This window comes from Actinoplanes sp. NPDC051851 (assembly GCF_040681165.1).
GTDB lineage: Bacteria > Actinomycetota > Actinomycetes > Mycobacteriales > Micromonosporaceae > Actinoplanes.
Genome location: NZ_JBFAYF010000009.1, coordinates 45,375 through 67,370, shown reverse-complemented (window position 1 = coordinate 67,370; position 21,996 = coordinate 45,375). Strand labels below are relative to the sequence as shown.

The following is a 21,996-nucleotide window of genomic DNA, read 5'->3' as shown; positions in this document are numbered from 1 at the left end:
CCGTCCGTCAACCCGGCCGCGGGGGGTTGCCGGTTTAGTTTCTTAAAAGCCGCGACCGATATGCATTCGCAACCGGCCGGGTGCCTTGCCCGAGACATAGAGACGCTCTCCGGAAGCCGCGTCCGTTCCCCCGAGGAACTCGTAGTCCTCACCGGGGTGATATCCCGCCGTGCTCTCCGATTCGGGTACCGGTCCGGTGACCGTCACCGAGAGCACATCCTCGCCCACGCGGTACTCCGCGCGGACCGCGTCCACGTCGTGATGCCCGGGGTCCAGCTGCCAGCGCCCGTCGCCGAGCGCGCGGGCGCCGGTCATCGTGCCGCCGGGCCGGAACGCCAGCTCCAGGCACCAGTCCACGGTCGCGCCGGCGACGTCCACGGTCAGCTCGGCGCCGTCCGCGTGCGGCTCCACCCGGACCGTGGTGGTCAGGGCGACCTCGTCCCGGCCGCGGCGGCCGAAGTCCATCGCCGCGCTGAACCGGCCGTCGTCGACCACCGGATATCGCGCGTCGGCCCGCCGGTCGCCCGGGGCCAGTGGTTGGTAGTAGGCGGCCGAGACGCGTTCCTGGAGCACGACCCCGGACTCTTCCATGGTCAGGCCCTCGGCACGGAACGGGCCCAGGCCGAAGAACGTGCGGGAGAGCCGGACACTGTCCAGCACCGCGTTCCCGGCGAACATCCGCAGGAAGGTCGGCGAGTTGGCCAGCCCCGAGCGGATCCGCCCGTGCCGGGCGTAGTCGGAGCCGCCGAAGACGACCGTGGTCACGGCCGGATGGTGCCGCAGCAGCGTGCCCGCGGCGGCGAAGTGCCGGTGGCGGGGCAGCGCGGGCGCGACCGGGGACGGCAGCTCGGCGCCGATCTCCGGATGGAGCAGCAGCTCGGCCGCGACGTGGCCGGGCTCGTGGACGCCCTGCGCCAGCGCCAGACCCGCGGCCCAGGCCAGGTCGCCACGGCCGCGCAGCAGCGCGAGACGGCGCAGCGGGACCAGGTACGGGGCCAGGTACGCCGCACCCTTCTGGTCCTGGCGCCGGGACAGCACGGTCTCCACCGCGCCGTCCGGCAGCAGCAGGTCCAGGGTCGCGGTCAGGTTCTGCTCGACCGCGTCGAGGAGGTCGGGTTGCTCGAAGACGTCCGCGATGACCAGCAGCGACGGGTTGGAGACCGCGGCGGCGTAGTTCGAGCTGCGCTCCGAGTAGAGCCCGTCCTCGATGTCGACGCCCTCGGCCAGCCACTGCGCCACCCGGTCGGCCAGCGCCGGGTCCGGGGCGAGCCGGTGCAGCCGGGCCAGCGCCGCGGAGAGCTCCCAGCGGTGGTTCGGGGTGTGCACCCCGCCCTTGACCAGGGCGGGGGTGACCGCCGCCAGCAGCTCGCCGAGTGCCGCCCGCAGGGGCCCGTCATGCTCGCGGAGCAGGAAGGCCACGTCCGCGAGGTCGTTGACGCTGAACGCCGAGTCCGGCGGCGAGTCGACGTTGTCGCCGCCGCGGAAGAGGCCGCTCGCGCCCTGCAGATCACGCAGCAGACCGGCGAGGGTCAGCGCGTGGCCGAGCAGGTCGTCACCGGTGGCCGGGTCGCGGCGCCACGCCGTGACCAGTGCCTTGATCCGCTCGGCCAGGCGCCGGTGCTGCAGGCGCCGCCAGGCCTCGCCACCGTCGCCCGCCTCGGCGACGATGGCGCGGACCTCGCGGTCCAGCCCGGCGTGTACCGCGGCCAGGAACGCCGCGTCGGTTCCGTTGTTCATCAGTCGAGCGCCGCCGTTATCTCGTCCGCGGAGAGGCGGCCGTCGGCCACCAGCACCCGCACGTGCCGGGTCAGCGGCTCGGAAGGTTTGATCACGAGAGGATCCTCCCAGGCCAGGGCGGTGCACACACCGTTGTAGTCCCCGGTCCGCGCGAACCAGCGGTCGTTGCCCGCCAGTCCGCGGAAGACCAGGGTGTACGCGTCGTCGACGATCATCGCCAGCCAGGGTGTCACGGCGCCGTGCGGGTCCTCACCCGAGGGCACGAATGCCTCGGCGCGACCGGGTGCCACCCGCCAGAAGAACCCGCCGTACCCGGCCCCGCCGGTGCGCCCGTTGGTCGCCGGACTCCCCACGAGCACCTCCGCCTCGCCGGGGGCGCTCAGCGCGTACGTGAAGGAGAGCTCCCAACCGGCGGTCGCCGCACGGGCCCGGACCGAACGATGCTCGCGCAGCAGCAACCGGCCGGCGGCGTCGGTCCAGCGCAGGTCCTCGTCGAAGCCGCCGTCGGCGGGCCGGAGCCCGTCGCTGACCACCCGGCCGTGATCGTCGCGCCAGATGTAGCCCTCGTCGCGGACGTAGGTGCGCCCGCCCCAGACGTTGATCCCGTCGACGTCCTGCATGGTCACCGACGCGCCCAGGTGCCAGGGGTGGTCCTCGGGGAACTCGTCGGTGACCACCTGCCCGGACAGTGTGCGGACCGGGTGCAGATAGGGCCGTGGGGCCAGCCGGATGTCCACGTCCGGGTCGGTCGTATAGGTAGCGACCGGGATACCGTCCACGCGCAATTCGGTCATGTTCTGCCTCTCGTTCCTCTCGGCGCCCCGGAAACGATTATCGGTAGATTTTCGGAACCGGCGGAAGACTGACCTCGTGCCGTTCCCCGCTCGCCAATGCGGCCACACAGGCCCGCGCCACGAATGTCGCCGCGAAACCGTCCCAGGCGCTCGCCCCGCCGCCCGCGCCGTCCACCCAGTCCTGCAATTCCAGCCGGTACGCCTCGGCGAATCGCGGCCGCCAGTCGCCGGGCAGCTCACGGCCGGTCACCCCGCCGCGGCGCAGCGTGGTCGGCCGGGGCGAGTCGAGCGTGACGGTGCCGAGTTCGCCGACGAGCTCACAGCGGACCTCGTAGCCGTACCGGGCGTTCACGAAGACCTCCACGTCGGAGATCGCGCCGGACTCGGTGCGCAGGATCAGCAGCTGCGGGTCCTGGGTGCCGCCGCCGTGCGAGGTCTTGCGCGGCGCGTGCACCGCGACCTCGACGATCTCCTCGTCGAGGATCCACCGGGTGATGTCCAGCTCGTGCACGGCCGAGTTGGTGATCAGGCCGGCGTCCGGCTGGCCCGGCGCGTTGGCCGGGTTGCGGTGCACGTTGTGCAGCATCAGCGGTACGCCGATCGCACCCTCGCCGAGCCGGCGCTTGAGGTCGTTGTAGCCGGGGTCGAAGCGGCGCATGAACCCGACGGTGATCAGCCGGGCGCCGAAGCGGTCCTCGGCCTCCAGGATCCGGGCGCAGCCCTCGACGGTCGGCGCGAGCGGCTTCTCGCAGAGCACCGGCTTGCCCGCCTCGATGCAGGCGAGCGCGAACTCCTCGTGGGTCGCGTCCGAGGAGGCGATCAGCACGGCGTCGATCTCGGCGTCGTTGATCAGCTCGTGCGGGTCCTCGAAGACCCGCGCGCCACCGCTGGCCGCGGCGACCCCGGCGGCCCGGTCCGCGTCCAGGTCGAAGACGCCGCCGACCACCGCGCCGGAGACCGCCTCGGTGAGCAGGCGGGCGTGGTCGGCACCCATGATGCCGGTGCCGATGATGCCGACGCGTTTCATCGGGGGGTCTCCTTCAGGTAGGTGAGGCTGCGGCGGACGTCGCCGACCGGGCCCTCGCCCTCCGGCGTGTCCGAAAGCGCACAGTCCTGTTCGAGGACGTACCAGCCCCGGTAGCCGGCCGCCTCGAGGGTCGCGACGATCCCGGTGACGTCGACGTCGCCGGCGCCGAGCGGGGTGTAGAGGCCGTTCCGGACGCCGTCGAGGTAGCTGCGCTCACCGTTCTGCACGGTGGCGGCAACCGCGAGATCAACGTCCTTCAGGTGTACGTGGGTGATCCGGCTCGCGGCCAGCTCCAGGAGCTCGGCGGGCTGCATGCCGCCGATCAGCAGGTGACCGGTGTCCAGGCAGATCGGGATGTCGCTGCCGTCCAGGACGCGCAGCACCGACGCCCGGTCCTCGACCGCCGTGCCGACGTGCGGGTGCAGGCTGGAACGGAGCCCGCGGGCGGCGGCCATCTCCTGCAGCGTGCCGAGGGTGGCGAAGAGCTTCTGCCACTCCTCCTCGGTCAGGTGCACCTTCTCGTCGTAGCTGCCATCGCTGGACCGAGCCGCGAGCACGACCACCTCGGAGCCGCCGGCGGCGAGGGTGTCCATCGCCGCGGCGGCCTCGGCCAGGTCGGCCTCGGTCGCGATGTGCATCGGCACCGGCAGGAACCCGCCGATCAGCGTCATCCCGTGCCGGGCCAGCGTCGCGCGCACGTCCGCCGGGTCCTTGCCCAGGTAGCCGGTCGGGCCCAGCTCGGTCGCGGTCAGGCCCAGGCCGCTCATCTCGGCCAGGACGCGCTCCGGCGGAAGCTCGATGCCCCAGCCCGGCGCCTCGCAGACACCCCAGGAGATCGGGGCACCACCGATACGGTCTTCCATCTCTTCTCCCCTTAGAGGTAGTCGCGCTGGGCTTGCTTGCCGTCGAGGTAGCGGGCGTGCGCCTCACGGACCGTGTCGAGCGTCGAGGTCTGCGCGACCGGGACGTCCCACCACGACTCGCTCGACGGCGAGTCCACGTACGGGTCCGCGTCGACGTGCACGACGGTCACCCCGTCGGTCTTCTTCGCCTCGGTCAGGGCCGCGCGGAACTCGTCGACCGTGGTGGCCCGCAGCACGTGGGCGCCGAGGCTGGCGGCGTTGGCGGCCAGGTCGACCGGGAGCACGTCGTCGCCGCCCCGGAACCGGTACTTGGTGCCGTACCGCTGGGCGCCGACCGACTCGGAGAGCCGGCCGATCGAGGCGTAGCCGTGGTTCTGCACCAGGACGACGATCAGCTTCACGCCCTCCGCCACCGCGGTGACCAGCTCCTGGGCCATCATCAGGAACGAGCCGTCGCCGACCATCACGTAGACGTCGCGGTCCGGGGCGGCCAGGCTCACCCCGAGGCCACCGGCGATCTCGTAGCCCATGCAGGAGAAGCCGTACTCGACGTGGTAGCCCTTCGGGTCCCGGGTGCGCCAGAGTTTGTGCAGGTCACCGGGCATCGACCCGGCGGCGCAGACCACCACGTCGCGGGGGTCGGAGACCTCGTTGACCACACCGATGATCTCGGTCTGGGCGGGCAGCGGGGTGTGGCCGAGGGTGTAGGCGCGCTCGACGATCGCATCCCACTCCCGGGCTTTTTGTCCGGCTTTGTCGCTGTACTCGGCTTTTGTCTTATAGGTGGCCAGGGCCGTCGTGAGGGCGTCGAGCGCGGCCCGGGCATCCGCGACGACCGCCTCGCCGGCGTGCTTCGCCGCGTCGAACGCCGCGATGTTGACGTTGACGAAGCGGACGCCGTCGGCGCCGAACGCGCTGCGGGACGCCGTGGTGAAGTCGCTGTACCGGGTGCCGATGCCGATCACCACGTCGGCCTCGCGGGCGAACGCGTTGGCGCCGGGCGTGCCGGTCGCGCCGACCGCGCCGAGGCTGAGCGGGTGGTCGTAGGGGAGCGAGCCCTTGCCGGCCTGCGTCTCGGCCACCGGGATGCCGGTCGCCTCGGCGAAGAGCCGCAGCGCCTCGGTCGCCTCGGAGTAGATGACGCCGCCACCGGCGACGATCAGCGGGCGCTCGGCGCCACGGATCAGCGCGGCGGCGCGGGCCAGGGCGCCGGGCTCGGGCAGGGTGCGCGGCACGTGCCAGACCCGGGGGCGGAACAGCTCCTCGGGCCAGTCGTACGCCTCGGCCTGCACGTCCTGCGGCATCGCCAGGGTGACCGCGCCGGTCTCGGCCGGGTCGGTGAGCACCCGCATCGCGCCGAGCAGCGCCGACGGGAGCTGCTCGGGGCGCCAGACCCGGTCGAAGAAGCGGGAGACCGGGCGGAACGTGTCGTTGACGCTGACGTCGTAGCCGCGCGGGTCCTCCAGCTCCTGGAGCACCGGATTGGCGGCCCGGGTGCCGAAGACGTCGCCGGGGAGCAGCAGCACCGGCAGCCGGTTGACCGTGGCCAGGGCCGCGCCGGTGACCATGTTGGTGGCGCCCGGCCCGATCGAGGTGGTGCAGGCGAGCGTGGACATCCGGTTGCGCATCCGGGCGAAGCCGGCGGCGGCGTGCACCATGCCCTGCTCGTTACGGGCCTGCCGGTACGGGGCCGCACCCGGATCGGTGAGCTCGGCCTCCAGGAGAGCCTGGCCCAGCCCGGCCACGTTGCCGTGCCCGAAGATGCCGAACCAGCCCTCGATCAGCCGGTGCTCGACCCCGTCCCGCTCGGTGCGCTGAGCGGCCAGGAAGCGGACAGTCGCCTGCCCTACGGTGAGCCTCATCGGGCGTCTCCTCCGAACGGCAGTCGTGAATCGATCTCCTGGTCCTTCCAGGTGTCGCGGACCCAGGCGTGCTCGGGGTGGTCGCAGATCAGCCAGGCGCGCTCGCCGGGACCGGCCATCACGTTGAGGTAGTAGAGGTCGTAACCGGGGGCGGCCATCGACGGGCCGTGCCAGCCGTGCGGGATCAACACCACGTCACCCGTGCGGACCTCTTCGAGGATGTCGATCGGGCGCTCGTCGGTGCCGGAGACCCGCTGGTAGGCGGGGCCACCCCCGGCCACCTCGAAGTAGTAGATCTCCTCGAGGACGGACTCGTGCTCGCTCTCCTCGTCGTGCTTGTGCGGCGGGTACGAGGACCAGTTGCCGCCCGGGGTCAGCACCTCGCAGGCAATGATCCGGTCCGCGTCGAGGACGTCCGGCGTGCCGAAGTTGTTGACCTGGCGGGAACAGGATCCGGCGCCGCGGAGCTCCACGCGTACCTCGGGAAGCTGAACGTGGCGGAAGGGAAGACGGCGCGTGGCCCGCGCGGTGGCCAGGGCGAAACGGCCACCCCGCGCGCTGCGCAGCAGCAAGGCCGCACCGATCGGGACATAGGCGACATCGGTCGGGCCCGCGAAGACATTGGCACGTCCCGCGAGCTCGGCGGTTTCGCCGTCGGCGGTCACCGTCACCGCCCCCTGCAGCGGAACCACGATCGTCTCGTCGTCACCGGTGTCGCAGCGATACTCGCCCCCGGCATCCAACTCGACGACTTTCAATCCGCTGTAGCCCCAGCTTGCGCTTTCCGGCGTTATGTCGATTTTTTTCATGACTTAGTCACCAAGTCCACGGCGGCGTCGACGGCGGAAGCGACATCGCCGTCGGGCGGGTAGAGCAGGGCGCGGCCGACCACCAGGCCACGGACGCCGGGGGTCTTGAGGGCGCGGGCCCAGGTCGCGTAGGTCTCCGCCGGGTCGCCGGACGGGTCGCCGCCGAGCAGCAGCGCCGGCATCGTCGTCGCGGCCATCACCGCGTCCATCTCCTCGACGACCGGCAGCTTCAGCCAGGTGTACGCACTGGTCCCGCCGAGACCGGCCGCGATCGCCACCGACTTCGTCACGGCCGCCGGGCTGAGGTCGTTGACCACCCGCTTGCCGTCACGGGAGGAGAGGAACGGCTCGACCATCGCGATCAGGCCGTGCGACGCCAGCTCGTCGACCGCGCGGGCACTCGCCTCCATGGTGCGTACGCTCGCCGGGTCCTCCGCGTCGATCCGGAGCAGCATCTTGCCGCCGTCGAACCGCATCCGCGCGATCGACGCCGCGTCGTACCCGGTGAACCGGTCGTCGAGCTCGAAGACCGCGCCCTGCAGACCGCCCCGGTTCATCGAGCCGATCACCACCTTGTCCTCCAGCTCGCCCATGAGCAGGAGGTCCTCCAGGATGTCGGCGGTGCCGAGCACCCCGTCGACACCCGGGCGGCGCAGCGCGGTCCGCAGCCGGCGCAGCAGCTCGTAGCGGTCCGCCATCGCGTCGCCGTCGCCGCGGACGCCGAGCGCGCCCCGGGCCGGGTGATCCGCGGCGACCAGCATCAGCTTGCCGCTGTCGGCGAGCAGGGGACGCTTGGCCCTGTTCGCGGCCGCCTCGGCGACGGCCTCCGGGCGGGTGGCCCGGACGTCTCTCAAGATCGCGAATTCCTGGTCAGACACGTCCGGCCTCCATGACCTTCTCGACCTCGGCCGTGGTCGGCATCGCGGTCGAGCACTCCAGGCGGCCGGCGACGATCGCCCCGGCGGCGTTGGCGAAGCGGATGACCCGGTCGAGGGGCCAGCCTTCGAGGAGGCCGTGGCAGAGGGCGCCCCCGAAGCCGTCGCCCGCGCCGAGGCCGTTCACGACGTCGACCGGCGTCGGCTTGATCCGTCCCTCTTCCCCGGCGGTCTTGTAGAGCACGCCCTCGGGGCCCATCTTGACCACCGCCAGCTCGACCCCCGCGTCCAGCAGCGCGTCGGCGGCCTTCTCCGGCTCGGTCTCCCCCACCGCGATCTCGCACTCGGCGAGGTTGCCGACCGCGACGGTGACGTGCGGCAGGGCCGCCCGGACCGCTGCGGTCGCCTCCTCCGGCGACTCCCAGAACATCGGCCGGTAGTCGAGATCGAGAACGGTCAGCGGCCGGCGCCCCCGGGCCTCCCAGGCGGCGTGGTGCGCGGTCCGGCTCGGGTCCCGGGACAGGCCGGTGACCGTGCACCAGAAGATGTCCGCGTCCCGGATCGCGTTCAGGTCCAGCTCGTCCGCGGCGATCATCAGGTCCGGCGCGACCGGCAGCCGGTAGAAGTAGAGCGGGAAGTCGTCCGGCGGGAAGATCTCGCAGAACGTGACCGGCGTCGGCAACCCCGGGACCGCCGAGACGAACTCGTCGGAGACGCCGAGGTCGGTCAGTGCCCGACGGACGTACCTGCCGAACGGATCCTCGCCCACCCGGGTGATGACGGCCGACCGGCGCCCGTGCCTCGCGGCGGCGACCGCGACGTTGGTCGCGCTGCCCCCGAGGAACTTGCCGAAGGAGGTCACGTCCTCCAGGCCGACACCCGTCTGCAACGGGTAAAGATCAACGCCGACACGACCCATCGTGACGACCGCAAAGCCCTGCATCCACCCCTCCAAACGTTACGGCGACGTGTTGCCGATATTTCGACAGCGTCGCCACAGCGCGTGTGAGCAGCCTGCGACGCCCGGTCACCAAGGTCAAGAGTTTGTCTTGACATTGTTCTCAACGCACTGACAAACTCTCGCGATTGTCAATCCTGTGGCCGCGACCACACCCCCGTTCTCCCCCGACAAGGCAGGTGTCCCCGATGCCCATGCCACCCCTCGAGATCGATCGCACCAGCCCGGTCCCGATCTACTTCCAGCTCAGCCGCCGCATGGAGGAGTCCATCGAGCGCGGCGAGATGGTCCCCGGCGAGCGCCTCCCCACCGAGATCGAGCTCGCGGCCGCCCTGGAGATCTCCCGACCGACGATCCGGCGCGCCATCGAGGAACTCGTCGACAAGGGCCTGCTCACCCGCAAACGCGGCGTGGGCACCCGGGTCACCGACGTCCAGGTCCGCCGCCGGGTCGCCCTGACCAGCCTGCACGACGACCTGGCCGCCGCCGGCCGCCATCCGCGCACCGAGGTGCTGCGCTTCGAGCCCGACTCGGTCGACCGGTACGCCGCGCGGATGCTGGGCCTCCCGGCCACCGAGCGCCTGGTCCACGTCGAGCGGCTGCGCTACGCCGACGACATCCCGCTCGCGGTCCTGCGCAACTGGCTGCCGCCCCGCTTCGCCGACATCACCGCCGAGTCCCTCGCCACCACGAGCCTCTACCGCCTGATGTCCCAGCGCAACGGCAAGCCCGCGGTCGCCAAGCAGCGCATCACCGCGAAGGCCGCCAGCCCCACCCAGGCCCGCCTCCTCGACATCGGCCACCACACCCCGCTGATCAGCATGCAGCGCACCGCCTTCGACAGCGCCGGCGCCGCCGTCGAGTTCTCCGACAACCTCTACCGGGCAGACCACTACGCCATCGACGTCACGGTCTTCAACCGCTGAACCCTTTTCCGGTACGCCGTGACCACGGACGTCCCGCCTACCGCGGGCCGCGACCTGCCCTGCCCGGGCACGGCCGCAACGCGACACCGGCTCCTGGCTGGTGCTCAGGGGTGTCTCAGCCACCCTGAGGGACCCTTCAGCGCCAGCTCGTCCGGTTGCGGCTGGTCGTGAGCGGTGCCTCGAAGGGCTGGAGGCACCCCTGAGCACCAGCCACAACCGGGACCGCACCCCTGTCAAGGGTGACCCCCGTGACTTCAGGGCGAGCCGGGCAGGGGTTAATGTGCCCTATGCGTGACCGCCACCAGGACCGGCCATGGGCATAGTCGCCACCGTGCGCGCCTACCGCCGCCCCGGCCGCCACCGGCTCGACCTCGCGCCCGGCGCCCGCATCCCGGCGTCCCCCTCTCCCGCGCCCCTCTCACTCACCCCGCGGAGCCGGCAGGACGATCTGTACGAGGTCTACGCCAGCAACCCCGAATACTGGCGGTTCAGCGGGGACCTCGACCCCGACGACATCACCCGCCCCCTGGTCTCCGGGATGCTCGACGACCTCGGCCCGGACGAGGAGGCCCTGGTCGCCCGCGCCGAGGACGGCCGGATCGTCGGCTACGCCGAGATCCTGCACCACCACCCGGTCGACGGGCACCCGTGGATCGGCCTGCTGCTGATCGACGGCCGCCACCACCGCAAGGGGTACGGCCGAATGATCGCCACCCAGCTGGAGAACCGATTCCGGATGGCCGGGCGATCCACGCTCTACCTGGGCGTCCTCACCAACAACCTGAAGGCCCAGCAGTTCTGGACGGCACTGGGCTATCGCCGCGTGGACCTGCGGCCGGATCGCGCCAAGGCCCGCCCGACCCTGGTCCTCGCCAAGCAGCTGCTGCCACCCGGCTGATCGCTCTCAGCGCCCGGCTCGCGACAGGTATCGGAGCCCGCGGAGCACCACACGCGAACCGGCGCCGGGGCCTGAGCAGCCCGATCGCGCTCCCGCACGTCCGGCCGGACGGCGACGTCCTCCTGCCCGAGATTCCCGCCGGCGAGCCGGACCACGACGTCGATCACCGGGTACACCTCTACGGCAGCCGGGCGGGGCGCTGATCACCGGGTCTTGCTGCAGGTGAGGTCGGGGCGGTCGGCGAGCGTGTCGTCGAGGTCGATCGTGGCGCGGCAGGTGCGGGTGGTGGTCACCGCCTTCGCCACCACGTTCTGGTAGTCGTCGAGGCCGCTGGCGGTCAGCGTCACCACGGCGACGCCGTCGGTCGGCGGCACCACGGAGCGGGCCAGGACGCCGGTGCCGCCGGAGCTGTAGCCGACTCCGGTCAGCGTGGCGTCGACCAGGCTCGTCGCGGCGACTCCGGGAAACGTGAAACGGACGATGAGCGTCTGCCCGGCGGGCTGGACCTCGGTCAGCCGCATCGAGAGTACCGGGGAGGACGGCCGCGGGCCGTCGGGGCGCGACACCACGATCAGCGCCCCGGCGGTGGCGAGAACGACCGCGACCGCGGCGAGCAGGGCGGCCGCGGTGAGCACGCGGAGCGCGGAGCGCACCTGGGCGAGCAGGGCGGTGAGCAGCGCGAGGGCGGCCGTGCCGGTGGCGAGGACCGCGAGCACACGGGCGGACGTGACGTCGCCCAGGTGCCGCGCGGTGATCAGCACGACGGCGATGATCAGGGCGCCGACCAGGCAGACCGCGGCGGTGAGCGGCGCGCGGGAGAAGCCCGGCCCGGCATCGGGTGCCGACGGCTCGGTGTCGGCGGTCATGGTGCTGACGCTAGCGCCCGGCGGTCGCGAGCGCCGGGAGAACCGGCCGGACCGGGCGGCGTCGTTGCCGTCCGGTCCGGCCGGTCGTATCCGGGTTGGCGTCCGGAAGTCAGATCAGGATCACGTGCAGGTTGCGGGGGCCGTGGACGCCCTCCACCCGGTTCAGCTCGATGTCGCTGGTGGCGGAAGGGCCGCTGATCCAGGTCAGCGGGCGGGTCGGGTCGAGGCGGGCGAGTGCCTCCGGGACCGAGGCGACCACCTGGGTCGCGCGGACCACGCAGACGTGGATGTCCGGCAGCACGCTGGCGAAGTCGACCTCGATCAAGAATCCGGCCGATTCCTCGGATTCCGCCAGCTACACCGGCTGGCAGCTGACCGACACCGACGGATCAGTGACCACATGGACCAAGGGAAGCACCGGCATCTGGGCCGTCGCCTGGGTCGACGAGGCTGGCACCGAGGGCGAGACCACGTACGCCCGTGACGCTAACGGCAGGGTGACCACCATCCTGGCGCCGACACCCACTGGCGTCACCTGCACGACGTCGTCATTCAAGGTCGCCGGTTGTACCGCATTGCAGCTGAACTACGCCACTGCCACCACGGCAGCCGGCACCGGTGAGTCAGGATGGGGTGATTACTCCGGTCTGATCTCCGGCATCACGTGGACCGGCTATGACCCGGCCACCTCTGCCGTGGTCACCAAGCAGGTCGCGGCGTACCAGTACGACTCCGGCGGACATCTGCGCGCCGCATGGGACCCGCGCCTGAACACCCCGTTGAGGGCTCGGTACAGCTATGACGCCGCAGGACGCGTCAGCACCATCACGCCGGCCGGGATCAACGCCTGGACTCTGGCCTACGACACCAGCGGCCGCATCGCCAGCGTGTCTCAGGCCGACCCGGCCAACGGCGCAGCAGTTCAGACCGTCGCCTACAACGTTGCCGTCTCCGGCGTGACCGGTGCGCCGGACGTATCGGGCACGACCGCGGCGACATGGGGACAGAGCTCGGACCTCGCCTACACCGGTGCGGCGGTCTTCCCCGCGTCGCACGTTCCCCCGGTCAGCTCCGCAGGTGCCTACACCCCGGGAAGCGGTGACTGGCCGTACGCCACCATCGCGTACGCCGACATCGACGGGCGCGTGGTGAACATCGCCGGTTACGGTGCTGGGGCATGGCAAATCTCGTCGAACCGGTACGACAGCGATGGCAACGAGATCTGGACTCTGGACCCAGGCAACCGCGCTGAGGCGCTGAACCCGACCGCCGATACCGACCCCTACGTCGCCTCGCAGGCATCATCCGCGGCGCGCGCCGACCTCATGGCCACCATCAAGACTTACAGCGACGACGGCACCGACGTGACCACCACACTGGCCCCGGCGAGTATCGTCCAGCTGAGCAGCGGCGACACCGCCTCGGCACGGGTCAAGACCGCCTACACCTACGACGCGGGGGCACCGAACTCCGACGAATATCACCTGCTCACCAAGACCGTAGTGACGCCGGTCGCACTCGACGGCACCACCGTTCCTCCTGCCGACACCAGAACCACGGTGACCGGCTACGACCCCATCGACGGATCCTCCTCCACCGGGGACACCTCGGGTTGGATCCTCTACAGCCCGACCACGGAAACCACCTGGATGGGCACGAGCGCGTCGGCGGCGAACGATCTCACCACCAAGACCAGGTACGACGCCTCCGGCAACGTTGTCGAAAGTCGCCTCCCCGGCGTGGCGGCCACCGATGCCAGCACCACGGTCACGACCTACTACACCGCCGCGGCGAACTCCACGTACCCAGCATGTGGCGGCAAGGCCTACTGGGCCGGAGAGGTGTGCCGCACGGACGCCGGCGGCGCTCCCTCGAGCGGATACGCGGTCCCCTCCGAGGTCTACACCTATGGCCTCTACGGCGGACCGGCGACTGTCACCGAGACATCCGGTTCCGTGACCCGGGTCACGACCACGACCTACGACGCGGCGGGTCGCGAAACGGGCACGAGTGTGAAGGTGTCCGGGCTCGCGTCATCCACAGCCGTCTCCGCGACCAGCGTCGGGTACGACACCGGCACCGGCGCGATCCTCACCACGACGCAGGGCACAGCGGCGCTCACCAGCACCTACGACGCCATCGGTCGGGCGCTGTCGTACACCGACGCCGACGGTGCGACCACGACCTACACCTACGACATCGACGGCAACCTCACCTCCGTCAACGACGCGAAGGCGACCACCGCCTACACCTATGACTCGGCTTCCGAACACCGCGGCCTGATCACGGCCGTCAGCGCGGGGATGGGCGCAGGCAAGTCCGACTTCACCGCGGTCTACAACGCCCGGGGACGGCTGTCCGCCCAGACCTATCCCAACGGCATGACCACCGAGTACGACTACGACAACACCGGAGGCCTGCGGAACCTCAAGTACACCCTCCCCACCTACACGGGGGGCACCGCGGGAACACTCGAGTTCGCCGACACGCTGGACGCCGTGGGCCGGACCGTGCACAGCCAGTCGCCGCTCTCCTCTCAGGAGTACACGTATGACAACGGCGGCCGGCTGACGTCCGTCGAGGACACCGCCGCCGGCGTCTGCACCACACGGGCGTACGCCTTCGACAAGCAGTCTCAACGCACCTCGCTCACCACCTACGCGGCCGCGAGTGAGGGCACGTGCCAAACCACCACCTCCAGTGGCATCGTCACGAACACCTTCGACACCGCGAACCGGATCACCAACTCCGGTTACGCGTACGACCAGCTCGGGCGGACCACGACAGTCCCCGCGGCCTCGGTCACGTCCGGCAGTGACGCGTTGGCGGTCAACTACTACGACAACGATCTGCCGGCCGGCATGTCCCAGGGCAACGACGCGAAGGCGTACACCACCGACCCTGCCAATCGTTACCGCAAGGTCACGGACAGCACGTCCGGGACCGAGAAGAAACGAATCCTCAACCACTACGCCGGAGCATCCGACTCTCCGTCATGGACCTCCTCCTCCTCCACCGACGGCGGCGCGACCTACACCTGGGAGCGGTACGTCACCGGGATCGACGGCAGCCTCGCGGCCGTTCAGAACTCTGACGGCAGTTCCCTCCTGCAGATCAACAACCTGCACGGTGATGTCGTGGCGACGGTGCCGAACCAGGTTCCCACCGCCACGGACACGACCGGCGCAAGCACCGACGCCTACTTCGAGTCGACCGAGTACGGAATCGCCCGCAGCACTACCACGGCCACCCGTTACGGCTGGCTGGGTGGCAAGCAGCGATCCGGCGACGCGCTGGCATCCGTCGTCCTGATGGGCGTGCGTCTCTACAACCCCGCGACGGGGACCTTCCTCACGGTCGACCCCGTCGACGGCGGCTCGGCGAACGCCTACGACTACTGCGACGCTGATCCCGTCAGCTGCTACGACCTCGACGGGCGGATGGCCGAGGCGGCTCTCGTCGCGTCGCTGGGCCTGGGCCTCACTCTCTGGGAGGTGGTCGTCGTCATCGGTGCGATCGCCTTGACGGCGATCGTCGGTTATGTCGTCTGGTACGGCGTCAAGTACGCGAAGCGCAAGCTCCTCGAGAAGTACAACCGCATGCTCGCCGAGGACGCGGACATGTCCCAGCACGCTAAGGACCAGGCGGGCTCTCGGGGCATCTCCGAGGACTCGATCAGAAACACCATCAAGAACGGCAAGGCCACCAAGGGCAAATCCCACAACACGATCAAGTACAAGACCAAGAAGATCTGGGTCGTGGTGAACAAGCACACGCGGAAGATCGTCTCGGTCGGCTGGAACTGATCTGCGAGAAACGGACGAGTAATGCAACCTACGGTTACCTATGACGAGGAAGCGGACGCCGCGTACCTCAACCTGGCGCCCGGCTCCTCCGAGATCCGGAAAAGGCAGTTCGAGGTCAGTGTTCCGGACGGCGCGGAGTACGAGGTCTACCTGGACCTGGACGCGTCCCACCGGATCATCGGGGTGGAGGTGATCGGAGCCTCCGCCGCGTTGACGGCCGAGACACTGATCGGCCTGCCGCGAATCTGATCCCGCACGACGACGGAGCGATGGGCGGTGCCACTACGGCGCCGCCCATCAAGCCGGGATTCAGCGCGATGGCCGGGCGGGCCCGGGTGACGCCGTTGCCGCCCAGGCCCGCCAGGTCGTATCCGGGTTGGCGTCCGGAGATCGAGGGGTCAGATCAGGATCACGTGCAGGTTGCGGGGGCCGTGGACGCCCTCGACGCGGTTCAGCTCGATGTCGCTGGTGGCGGACGGGCCGCTGATCCAGGTCAGCGGGCGGGTCGGGTCGAGGCGGGCGAGTGCCTCCGGGACCGAGGCGACCACCTGGGTCGCGCGGACCACGCAGACGTGGATGTCCGGCAGCAGGGTGAGCATGCGGCGGCCCTGGTCCGGGGCGGCGTTCAGGACGATCGTGCCGGTCTCCGCCACGGCCACGGCCGCGGCGGTCAGCACACCGTCTGCCGCGGCGATCTGCTCCTGTGTCAGGCCGTCGTCGGCCAGGGCGCCGGCCGGGCGCCACGCTTGCGGCAGTTCTCCGGGTACGACGACCGTCCCGCTCACGATCCCGGCGACCGTCACCGCGATCTGTGACTCGTCGACCCGGTGGACCGTGGCCTTGTAGTCCGTCAAGCGGTCGACCAGGCGTTCCAGGTCGGCGGGCGGGAACGAGCGGCGGTACTCCCGGGGCACCTCGGCCGCGACGGGTGCGTCCCGGAGCGCGGCGCGGATCCGGTCGAGGATCAGGTCGCGGCTGCTCATCGTGATGCCCACCAATCCCGGAAGGTCTGCTCCGGCATCTCCGGAAGGTCCCGGGTGGCGGTCCACCCGTTGAGCGGCGGCGGCACGCCCCGGCCGCGGCGCCCGGCGATCCGGGCGAGTTTGGCGGCCCGCTGCGCCCGCGCGTAGAGCTTCGGCCGGGCCATCGTGAAGGCCGCGGCCTTCATCGCCGCCTTCTCCGCGGGGTGGTGCCGGACCCGGTTGCGCAGGTGCACCAGGATCGCCGGGATGTCGATCTTGACGGGGCAGGCGTCGAAGCAGGCGCCGCAGAGCGACGAGGCGAACGGCAGTGACGCGTTGTCCTCGACGCCGGTGAGCTGCGGCGACAGCACCGCGCCGATCGGGCCGGGGTAGACCGAGCCGTACGCGTGGCCGCCGGTGCGCTCGTAGACCGGGCAGACGTTCAGGCACGCCGAGCAGCGGATGCAGTGCAGCGCCTGGCGGCCCACCTCGTCGGCGAGCACCGCGGTCCGGCCGTTGTCGATCAGGACCAGGTGGAAGTCCTGCGGGCCGTCGCCGGGCGTCACCCCGGTCCACATGGTCGTGTAGGGGTTCATCCGCTCCCCGGTCGACGCCCGCGGCAGCAGCTGCAGGAAGACCTCCAGGTCCTGCCAGGTCGGCACGAGCTTCTCGATGCCCATCACGGTGATCAGCGTGTCGGGCAGGGTCAGGCACATCCGGCCGTTCCCCTCCGACTCGACGACCGCGAGGGTGCCGGTCTCCGCGATCGCGAAGTTCGCCCCGCTGATCGCCACCTTGGTGGAGAGGAACGTCTCGCGCAGGTAGGACCGGGCCGCGGCGGCGAGCGCGGGCGGATCGTCGGTCAGGGCCGGGTCGACACCGGGCATCTCGCGCAGGAAGATCTCGCGGATCTCGGTGCGGTTCCGGTGGATCGCCGGGACCAGGATGTGGCTCGGCTTGTCGTGGCCGAGTTGCACGATCAGCTCGGCCAGGTCGGTCTCGACCGGGGTGATCCCGGCGTCCTCCAGGGCCTCGTTGAGCCCGATCTCCTGGGTCGCCATCGACTTGACCTTGACGACCCGCTCCGAGCCGGTCCGGCGGACCAGGTCGATGACGATCGCGTTCGCCTCGTTGGCGTCGGCGGCCCAGTGCACGACGCCGCCGGCCGCGGTGACCTTCTCCTCCAGCTCTTCCAGAAGTGCCGGAAGGTTCGCCATCACCTGGGCCTTCAGCGCCGACCCGGCGTCGCGCAGCTCCTGCCAGTCGGGCAGCTCGCCGATCACCGCGCCGGACTTGCCGCGGATCGTCTTCGTCGCGTGCCCGAGGTTGCGCCGCAGCTGGGCGTTGCCGAGCTCGTGCAGCGCCGCCTTCGGGAACGGCTCGTCGCCGCGCAGGTTGCCGACGCCGCGCGGCGCGGTGGCCGGCATGCCGAGGAAGGTCGTCATGAGGACTCCGTACTGGCGAGGATCTCGGCGAGGTGGACGGTGCCGACCTCCGAGGAGAGCCGGGAGAGGCCGCCGCCGATGTGCATCAGGCAGGACGTGTCGCCCGCCGCGCAGACCGAGGCGCCGGTCGACGCGATGTTGGTCATCTTGTCGGCGAGCATCGCGGCCGAGGTGGCGGCGTTCTTCACCGCGAACGTACCGCCGAAACCGCAGCACTGCTCGGCGCCGGGGAGCTCGACCAGATCGAGGCCCCGGACGTGACGCAGCAGCCGGAGCGGCTTGTCGCCGACCCGGGTCATCCGCAGGCTGTGACAGGTCGGGTGGTAGGTGACCCGGTGCGGGTAGTACGCCCCGACGTCCTCCACGCCCAGCACGTCGACCAGCAGCTCGGAGAGCTCGTAGGTCCGGGCGCCGGTCTCGTGCGCGTCGGCGGCGAGCCCGTGCTCACCGCAGGCCGCGGCGACCATGGCGTGCTGGTGGCGGATCGACCCCACGCACGAGCCGGAGGGTGCCACGATCACGTCGTACCCGGAGAAGGTGTTGACGTATCGCTTGACCAGCGGCAACGCCTCCTTCTGATAGCCGGTGTTGACGTGCATCTGCCCGCAGCAGGTCTGTTCGAACGGGAAGACCACCTCGTGACCGAGCCGTTCCAGCAGGAGCACGGTCGCCTTCGCCGCCGCCGGGAAGACGGTGTCGGCGAGGCAGGTGGCGAAGAGGGCGATCCGCACGGTCTCAGCCTCCCAGGCGTGATGCGGCGGCGCGCCACGCGGACTCGTCGCCGCGCGGTGCGTACCGGACGATCTCGTGAGTATCCCGGACCAGGGCCCGCATGTCGGCGAGGCCGCCCCGGACGGCACCCTGCGCGCGGGCCTGGACCAGCACGTTGCCGAGCGCGGTGGCCTCCACCGGGCCGGCCAGCACCGGCAGCCCGCAGGCGTCCGCGGTCAGTTGGCAGAGCAGTTCGTTGCGCGCCCCGCCGCCGACCACGTGCACCGCGCCGACGTTCTTCCCGGAGAGCTCCCGGACCTGCCGGACCGCGCGGCGGTGGGCCAGCGCGAGACTGTCCAGGATGCAGCGTACGGTCTCCGCACGGCTCGCCGGTACCGGCTGACCGGTGCGGCGGCACGCCTCGGCGATCCGGGCCGGCATGTCGCCGGGCGCCAGGAAGCCGGGGTCGTCGGCGTCCACCACGGCGGTGAACGCGGGCACCGCGGCGGCCTCGCGCAGCAGCGTGGGCAGGTCCGGGTCGCCCCAGGTGCGCAGGCTCTCCTGGAGCAGCCAGAGGCCCATCACGTTGCGCAGGTAGCGGATGGTGCCGTCGACGCCGCCCTCGTTGGTGAAGTTCGCCGCGCGGCTCTCCTCGGTCAGCACCGGCTCGTCCAGCTCGACGCCGACCAGCGACCAGGTGCCGCAGGAGATGTAGGCGAAATCGGTCCCGGCGGCGGGCACCGCGACCACCGCGCTCGCCGTGTCGTGCGAGCCGACCGCGACCACCGGCACGCCCTGGTACTCGCCGATCACGTCACCCGGGCGGCGCAGGTCCGGGAAGATCTCCCGGCGCAGTCCGAGGCTTTCGATCAAAGGCCAGGACCATTCCTGGGTACGCACGTCGAGCAGCCCGGTGGTGGAGGCGTTCGTGTACTCGGCGCCGGTCTCGCCGGTCAGCCAGTACGCCAGCAGGTCCGGGACGAGCAGCATCGAGGCCGCCGCGGCGTACTGCGGGGTGCCCGCCGCCGCGACCAGCTGGTAGATCGTGTTGAACGGCAGCTTCTGCAGCCCGGCGATCTCGTAGAGGCGCTTGTCGTCGAAGCGGTCCGCGATCCCGTCGGTGCGGGTGTCCCGGTAGTGCACCGGGTTGCCGAGCAGCGCCCCGGTCGTGTCCAGGAACCCGTAGTCGACGGCCCAGGTGTCGATGCCGATGCTCGCCACCGGCCCGGCCGCCTCGAGGCCGCGCAGCACGCCCCGGTAGAGGCTGAGGATGTCCCAGTGCAGGGTGCCCCCGGCCCGGACCGGCTCGTTGCGGAACCGGTGGGCCTCGGTGAGCTCCAGCGTGCCGGCCGCGACGCGGCCGACCATGACGCGCCCGGAGGACGCGCCGAGGTCGACCGCGGCGACCGTCGTCGAGCTCGTCACCGCAGGAACGCCCCGGCGACGCCGGCGTCCACGGGGACGTGCAGGCCGGTGGTGTGGGTCAGGTCGCCGCCGGTGATGGCGAAGACCGCGTTCGCGATGTGCTCGGGGAGCACCTCGCGCTTGAGCAGGGTGCGCTGGGCGTAGAACTCGCCGAGCTTCTCCTCCGGCACGCCGTAGACGGCGGCCCGGTCGGCGCCCCAGCCACCGGCGAAGATGCCGGAGCCGCGGACCACGCCGTCCGGGTTGATCCCGTTGACCCGGACGCCGTGCGGGCCGAGCTCGGCAGCGAGCAGCCGGACCTGGTGCGCCTGGTCGGCCTTGGCCGCGCCGTACGCGACGTTGTTCGGCCCGGCGAAGATGCTGTTCTTGCTGGAGATGTAGATGATGTCGCCGCCCATGCCCTGGGCGAGCAGCACCCGCGCGGCCTCCCGGGAGACCAGGAAGGAGCCCTTGGCCATCACGTCGTGCTGCAGGTCCCAGTCGCGGGCGGTGGTGTCCAGCAGCGACTTGGAGAGCGACAGGCCGGCGTTGTTGACGACCAGGTCCACCCCGCCGAAGGCGAGCACGCCCTCGCGGACCGCGGCGGCGACCGCGTCCTCGTCGGTGACGTCGAGCGAGACGGCGACCGCGGCGTCCGGTCCGCCGATCTCGGCGGCGACCCGGCCGGCGGCCTCGGTGTCCCGGTCGCTGACCACGACCACGGCGCCCTCGGCGGCCAGGCGCAGCGCGATCGCCCGGCCGATGCCCGAGCCGGCGCCGGTGACCAGCGCGATCCGGGTGGCGAGCGGCTTCGGCTTCGGCATCCGCTGGAGCTTGGCCTCCTCGAGGGACCAGTACTCGATGCGGAACTTCTCCGACTCGTCGATCGGGGCGTACCGGGAGACCGACTCGGCGCCGCGCATCACGTTGATCGCGTTGACGTAGAACTCGCCGGCGACCCGGGCGGTCTGCTTGTTGGCGCCGAACGAGAACATGCCGACGCCGGGGACCAGCACGATCGCCGGGTCCGCGCCGCGGATCGCCGGGGACTCGTCGGTGGCGTGCCGCTCGTAGTAGGCGCGGTAGTCCGCCCGGTACGCCTCGTGCAGCTCCTTGAGCCGGGCGATCGTCTCGTCCAGCGGGGCGTCCGGCGCGGTGTCCAGCACCAGCGGCTTGACCTTGGTGCGCAGGAAGTGGTCGGGGCAGGAGGTGCCGAGCGCGGCCAGCTCGGCGAGCCGCTCGCTGCCGGCGAAGTCGAGCACCACGTCGCTGTCGGTGAAGTGGCCGACCTGGGCACGGTCCGTGGAGGCGAGCCCGCGGATCACCGGGAAGAGGTCGGCGGCGCGCTCACGGCGTACCGCAGGGGGAAGAGCCGGAACGATCTCGGCGCCGAAAGGCGCGCTGCGGCCGTGCGAGGCCAGATAGGCCGCGGCCGTGCGGATGATCTCCTGGGAGTTGGCCTCGCACGCGTCGCTGGTGGCGCCCCAGGCGGTGATGCCGTGACCGCCCAGGATCACGCCGATCGCCTGCGGGTTCGCCTTCTGCGCGGCCGCGATGTCCAGGCCCAGCTGGAAGCCGGGACGTCGCCAGTCGACCCAGAGGACGCGGTCGCCGAAGATCTCCTTGGTCAGCGCGGGGCCGTCGGCGGCGGTCGCGATCGCGATGCCCGCGTCCGGGTGCAGGTGGTCCACGTGCGGGACGTCGACCAGGCCGTGCATCGCGGTGTCGATCGACGGCGTCGCGCCGCCCCGGCCGTGCAGGCAGTAGTCGAACGCGGCCACCATCTCGTCCTCGCGCTCGACGCCCGGGTAGACGGTCGGCAGCGCGCGGAGGCGGTCCAGGCGCAGCACGCCCAGGCCCTTCTCGGTCAGGGTGCCGAGGTCGCCGCCGGAGCCCTTCACCCAGAGCAGCTCGACGGACTCGCCGGTGACCGGGTCGTTCTCGGTGCCCTTGGCGGAGGTGTTGCCGCCCGCGTAGTTGGTGGTGGCCGGGTCGGCGCCCAGCCGGTTGGAGCGGGCGAGCAGATCGCGCACGGTCTGATTCACGGTCGTCT

At 71.2% G+C, this 21,996-nt stretch carries 18 protein-coding genes and 1 pseudogene; 4 read left to right on the top strand and 15 right to left on the bottom strand.

The features are described 5' to 3' along the window. Window positions 1–42 precede the first annotated feature (42 nt). From AB0M08_RS11690 to iolC, 8 genes are read right to left on the bottom strand one after another with little or no spacing between them, the layout of a single operon-like run. Window positions 43–1,737, bottom strand: a complete 1,695-nt coding sequence (locus AB0M08_RS11690; RefSeq protein ID WP_364491762.1) for a hypothetical protein — start codon at window positions 1,735–1,737, stop codon at window positions 43–45. Beyond that, window positions 1,737–2,531, bottom strand: coding sequence for a PmoA family protein (locus tag AB0M08_RS11685; protein ID WP_364491760.1), 795 nt, complete (start codon window positions 2,529–2,531; stop codon window positions 1,737–1,739). Before AB0M08_RS11685 ends, AB0M08_RS11690 begins: the two co-directional genes overlap by 1 nt. 37 nt (window positions 2,532–2,568) lie before the next feature. Then, a complete protein-coding gene (locus tag AB0M08_RS11680) occupies window positions 2,569–3,558 on the bottom strand; it encodes a Gfo/Idh/MocA family oxidoreductase (protein ID WP_364491758.1) in 990 nt (329 codons plus the stop codon). Next, entirely contained in the window at window positions 3,555–4,421 is an 867-nt protein-coding gene (locus AB0M08_RS11675) for a TIM barrel protein (protein ID WP_364491757.1), read from the bottom strand. The genes AB0M08_RS11680 and AB0M08_RS11675 overlap by 4 nt, the downstream gene beginning before the upstream one ends. An 11-nt stretch (window positions 4,422–4,432) precedes the next feature. Beyond that, window positions 4,433–6,283 (bottom strand): 3D-(3,5/4)-trihydroxycyclohexane-1,2-dione acylhydrolase (decyclizing), encoded by a 1,851-nt coding sequence (gene iolD / locus AB0M08_RS11670; RefSeq protein ID WP_364491755.1) that lies wholly within the window; start codon window positions 6,281–6,283, stop codon window positions 4,433–4,435. Further along, window positions 6,280–7,092 (bottom strand): 5-deoxy-glucuronate isomerase, encoded by an 813-nt coding sequence (gene iolB / locus AB0M08_RS11665; RefSeq protein WP_364491753.1) that lies wholly within the window; start codon window positions 7,090–7,092, stop codon window positions 6,280–6,282. The genes iolD and iolB overlap by 4 nt, the downstream gene beginning before the upstream one ends. Further along, entirely contained in the window at window positions 7,089–7,970 is an 882-nt protein-coding gene (locus AB0M08_RS11660) for an aldolase (RefSeq protein ID WP_364491750.1), read from the bottom strand. The genes iolB and AB0M08_RS11660 overlap by 4 nt, the downstream gene beginning before the upstream one ends. Continuing rightward, complete coding sequence (gene iolC, locus AB0M08_RS11655; protein ID WP_364492120.1) at window positions 7,963–8,886, bottom strand: 5-dehydro-2-deoxygluconokinase; 924 nt, start codon at window positions 8,884–8,886, stop codon at window positions 7,963–7,965. Before iolC ends, AB0M08_RS11660 begins: the two co-directional genes overlap by 8 nt. 227 nt (window positions 8,887–9,113) lie before the next feature. Here iolC and AB0M08_RS11650 point away from each other — a divergent pair, with 227 nt between their 5' ends. Both AB0M08_RS11650 and AB0M08_RS11645 read left to right on the top strand, forming a co-directional pair. After that, a complete protein-coding gene (locus AB0M08_RS11650; protein WP_364491748.1) occupies window positions 9,114–9,851 on the top strand; it encodes a GntR family transcriptional regulator in 738 nt (245 codons plus the stop codon). 313 nt (window positions 9,852–10,164) lie between these two features. Next, window positions 10,165–10,749, top strand: coding sequence for a GNAT family N-acetyltransferase (locus AB0M08_RS11645; RefSeq protein ID WP_364491746.1), 585 nt, complete (start codon window positions 10,165–10,167; stop codon window positions 10,747–10,749). Between the two features lie 203 nt (window positions 10,750–10,952). Here AB0M08_RS11645 and AB0M08_RS11640 read toward each other — a convergent pair whose 3' ends face one another. Together AB0M08_RS11640 and AB0M08_RS11635 are read right to left on the bottom strand one after the other, a co-directional pair. After that, window positions 10,953–11,615, bottom strand: a complete 663-nt coding sequence (locus tag AB0M08_RS11640) for a hypothetical protein (RefSeq protein WP_364491744.1) — start codon at window positions 11,613–11,615, stop codon at window positions 10,953–10,955. Between the two features lie 109 nt (window positions 11,616–11,724). Then, window positions 11,725–11,919: pseudogene (locus AB0M08_RS11635) on the bottom strand (LUD domain-containing protein); the annotation flags it as partial. On the opposite strand from AB0M08_RS11635, the gene AB0M08_RS11630 reads away from it, so the two are divergent. Both AB0M08_RS11630 and AB0M08_RS11625 read left to right on the top strand, forming a co-directional pair. Continuing rightward, complete coding sequence (locus AB0M08_RS11630) at window positions 11,903–15,421, top strand: RHS repeat-associated core domain-containing protein (RefSeq protein WP_364491742.1); 3,519 nt, start codon at window positions 11,903–11,905, stop codon at window positions 15,419–15,421. The pseudogene AB0M08_RS11635 and the gene AB0M08_RS11630 sit on opposite strands and share 17 nt — an antisense overlap. A 21-nt stretch (window positions 15,422–15,442) precedes the next feature. Then, on the top strand, window positions 15,443–15,670 hold the full coding sequence (locus tag AB0M08_RS11625; RefSeq protein ID WP_364491740.1) for a DUF2283 domain-containing protein: 228 nt from the start codon (window positions 15,443–15,445) through the stop codon (window positions 15,668–15,670). Between the two features lie 149 nt (window positions 15,671–15,819). Here the strand turns inward: AB0M08_RS11625 and AB0M08_RS11620 are convergent, their stop codons facing one another. Genes AB0M08_RS11620 through AB0M08_RS11600 form a run of 5 tightly spaced genes read right to left on the bottom strand, consistent with a single transcriptional unit; the run spans window position 15,820 to window position 21,988 of the window. Beyond that, window positions 15,820–16,404 (bottom strand): LUD domain-containing protein, encoded by a 585-nt coding sequence (locus AB0M08_RS11620; RefSeq protein ID WP_364491738.1) that lies wholly within the window; start codon window positions 16,402–16,404, stop codon window positions 15,820–15,822. Then, the gene (locus AB0M08_RS11615) at window positions 16,401–17,828 is read right to left on the bottom strand and encodes a LutB/LldF family L-lactate oxidation iron-sulfur protein (RefSeq protein ID WP_364491736.1); all 1,428 of its coding nucleotides are present in this window, start codon (window positions 17,826–17,828) and stop codon (window positions 16,401–16,403) included. Before AB0M08_RS11615 ends, AB0M08_RS11620 begins: the two co-directional genes overlap by 4 nt. Further along, on the bottom strand, window positions 17,825–18,559 hold the full coding sequence (locus AB0M08_RS11610) for a (Fe-S)-binding protein (RefSeq protein ID WP_364491734.1): 735 nt from the start codon (window positions 18,557–18,559) through the stop codon (window positions 17,825–17,827). Before AB0M08_RS11610 ends, AB0M08_RS11615 begins: the two co-directional genes overlap by 4 nt. 4 nt (window positions 18,560–18,563) lie before the next feature. Further along, the gene (locus AB0M08_RS11605) at window positions 18,564–19,964 is read right to left on the bottom strand and encodes a rhamnulokinase family protein (protein WP_364491732.1); all 1,401 of its coding nucleotides are present in this window, start codon (window positions 19,962–19,964) and stop codon (window positions 18,564–18,566) included. Further along, the gene (locus tag AB0M08_RS11600) at window positions 19,961–21,988 is read right to left on the bottom strand and encodes a bifunctional aldolase/short-chain dehydrogenase (RefSeq protein ID WP_364491730.1); all 2,028 of its coding nucleotides are present in this window, start codon (window positions 21,986–21,988) and stop codon (window positions 19,961–19,963) included. Before AB0M08_RS11600 ends, AB0M08_RS11605 begins: the two co-directional genes overlap by 4 nt. Between the last annotated feature and the right edge of the window lie 8 nt (window positions 21,989–21,996).

Coding starts and splice junctions, on each gene's coding strand:
- AB0M08_RS11690 (WP_364491762.1), bottom strand. CDS start 1,737: ATGAACAACGGAACCGACGCGGCGTTCCTGGCCGCGGTACACGCCGGG.
- AB0M08_RS11645 (WP_364491746.1), top strand. CDS start 10,165: ATGGGCATAGTCGCCACCGTGCGCGCCTACCGCCGCCCCGGCCGCCAC.
- AB0M08_RS11680 (WP_364491758.1), bottom strand. CDS start 3,558: ATGAAACGCGTCGGCATCATCGGCACCGGCATCATGGGTGCCGACCAC.
- AB0M08_RS11685 (WP_364491760.1), bottom strand. CDS start 2,531: ATGACCGAATTGCGCGTGGACGGTATCCCGGTCGCTACCTATACGACC.
- AB0M08_RS11615 (WP_364491736.1), bottom strand. CDS start 17,828: ATGACGACCTTCCTCGGCATGCCGGCCACCGCGCCGCGCGGCGTCGGC.
- iolC (WP_364492120.1), bottom strand. CDS start 8,886: ATGGGTCGTGTCGGCGTTGATCTTTACCCGTTGCAGACGGGTGTCGGC.
- AB0M08_RS11675 (WP_364491757.1), bottom strand. CDS start 4,421: ATGGAAGACCGTATCGGTGGTGCCCCGATCTCCTGGGGTGTCTGCGAG.
- AB0M08_RS11630 (WP_364491742.1), top strand. CDS start 11,903: ATGTCCGGCAGCACGCTGGCGAAGTCGACCTCGATCAAGAATCCGGCC.
- AB0M08_RS11640 (WP_364491744.1), bottom strand. CDS start 11,615: ATGACCGCCGACACCGAGCCGTCGGCACCCGATGCCGGGCCGGGCTTC.
- AB0M08_RS11650 (WP_364491748.1), top strand. CDS start 9,114: ATGCCCATGCCACCCCTCGAGATCGATCGCACCAGCCCGGTCCCGATC.
- AB0M08_RS11620 (WP_364491738.1), bottom strand. CDS start 16,404: ATGAGCAGCCGCGACCTGATCCTCGACCGGATCCGCGCCGCGCTCCGG.
- iolB (WP_364491753.1), bottom strand. CDS start 7,092: ATGAAAAAAATCGACATAACGCCGGAAAGCGCAAGCTGGGGCTACAGC.
- AB0M08_RS11625 (WP_364491740.1), top strand. CDS start 15,443: ATGCAACCTACGGTTACCTATGACGAGGAAGCGGACGCCGCGTACCTC.
- iolD (WP_364491755.1), bottom strand. CDS start 6,283: ATGAGGCTCACCGTAGGGCAGGCGACTGTCCGCTTCCTGGCCGCTCAG.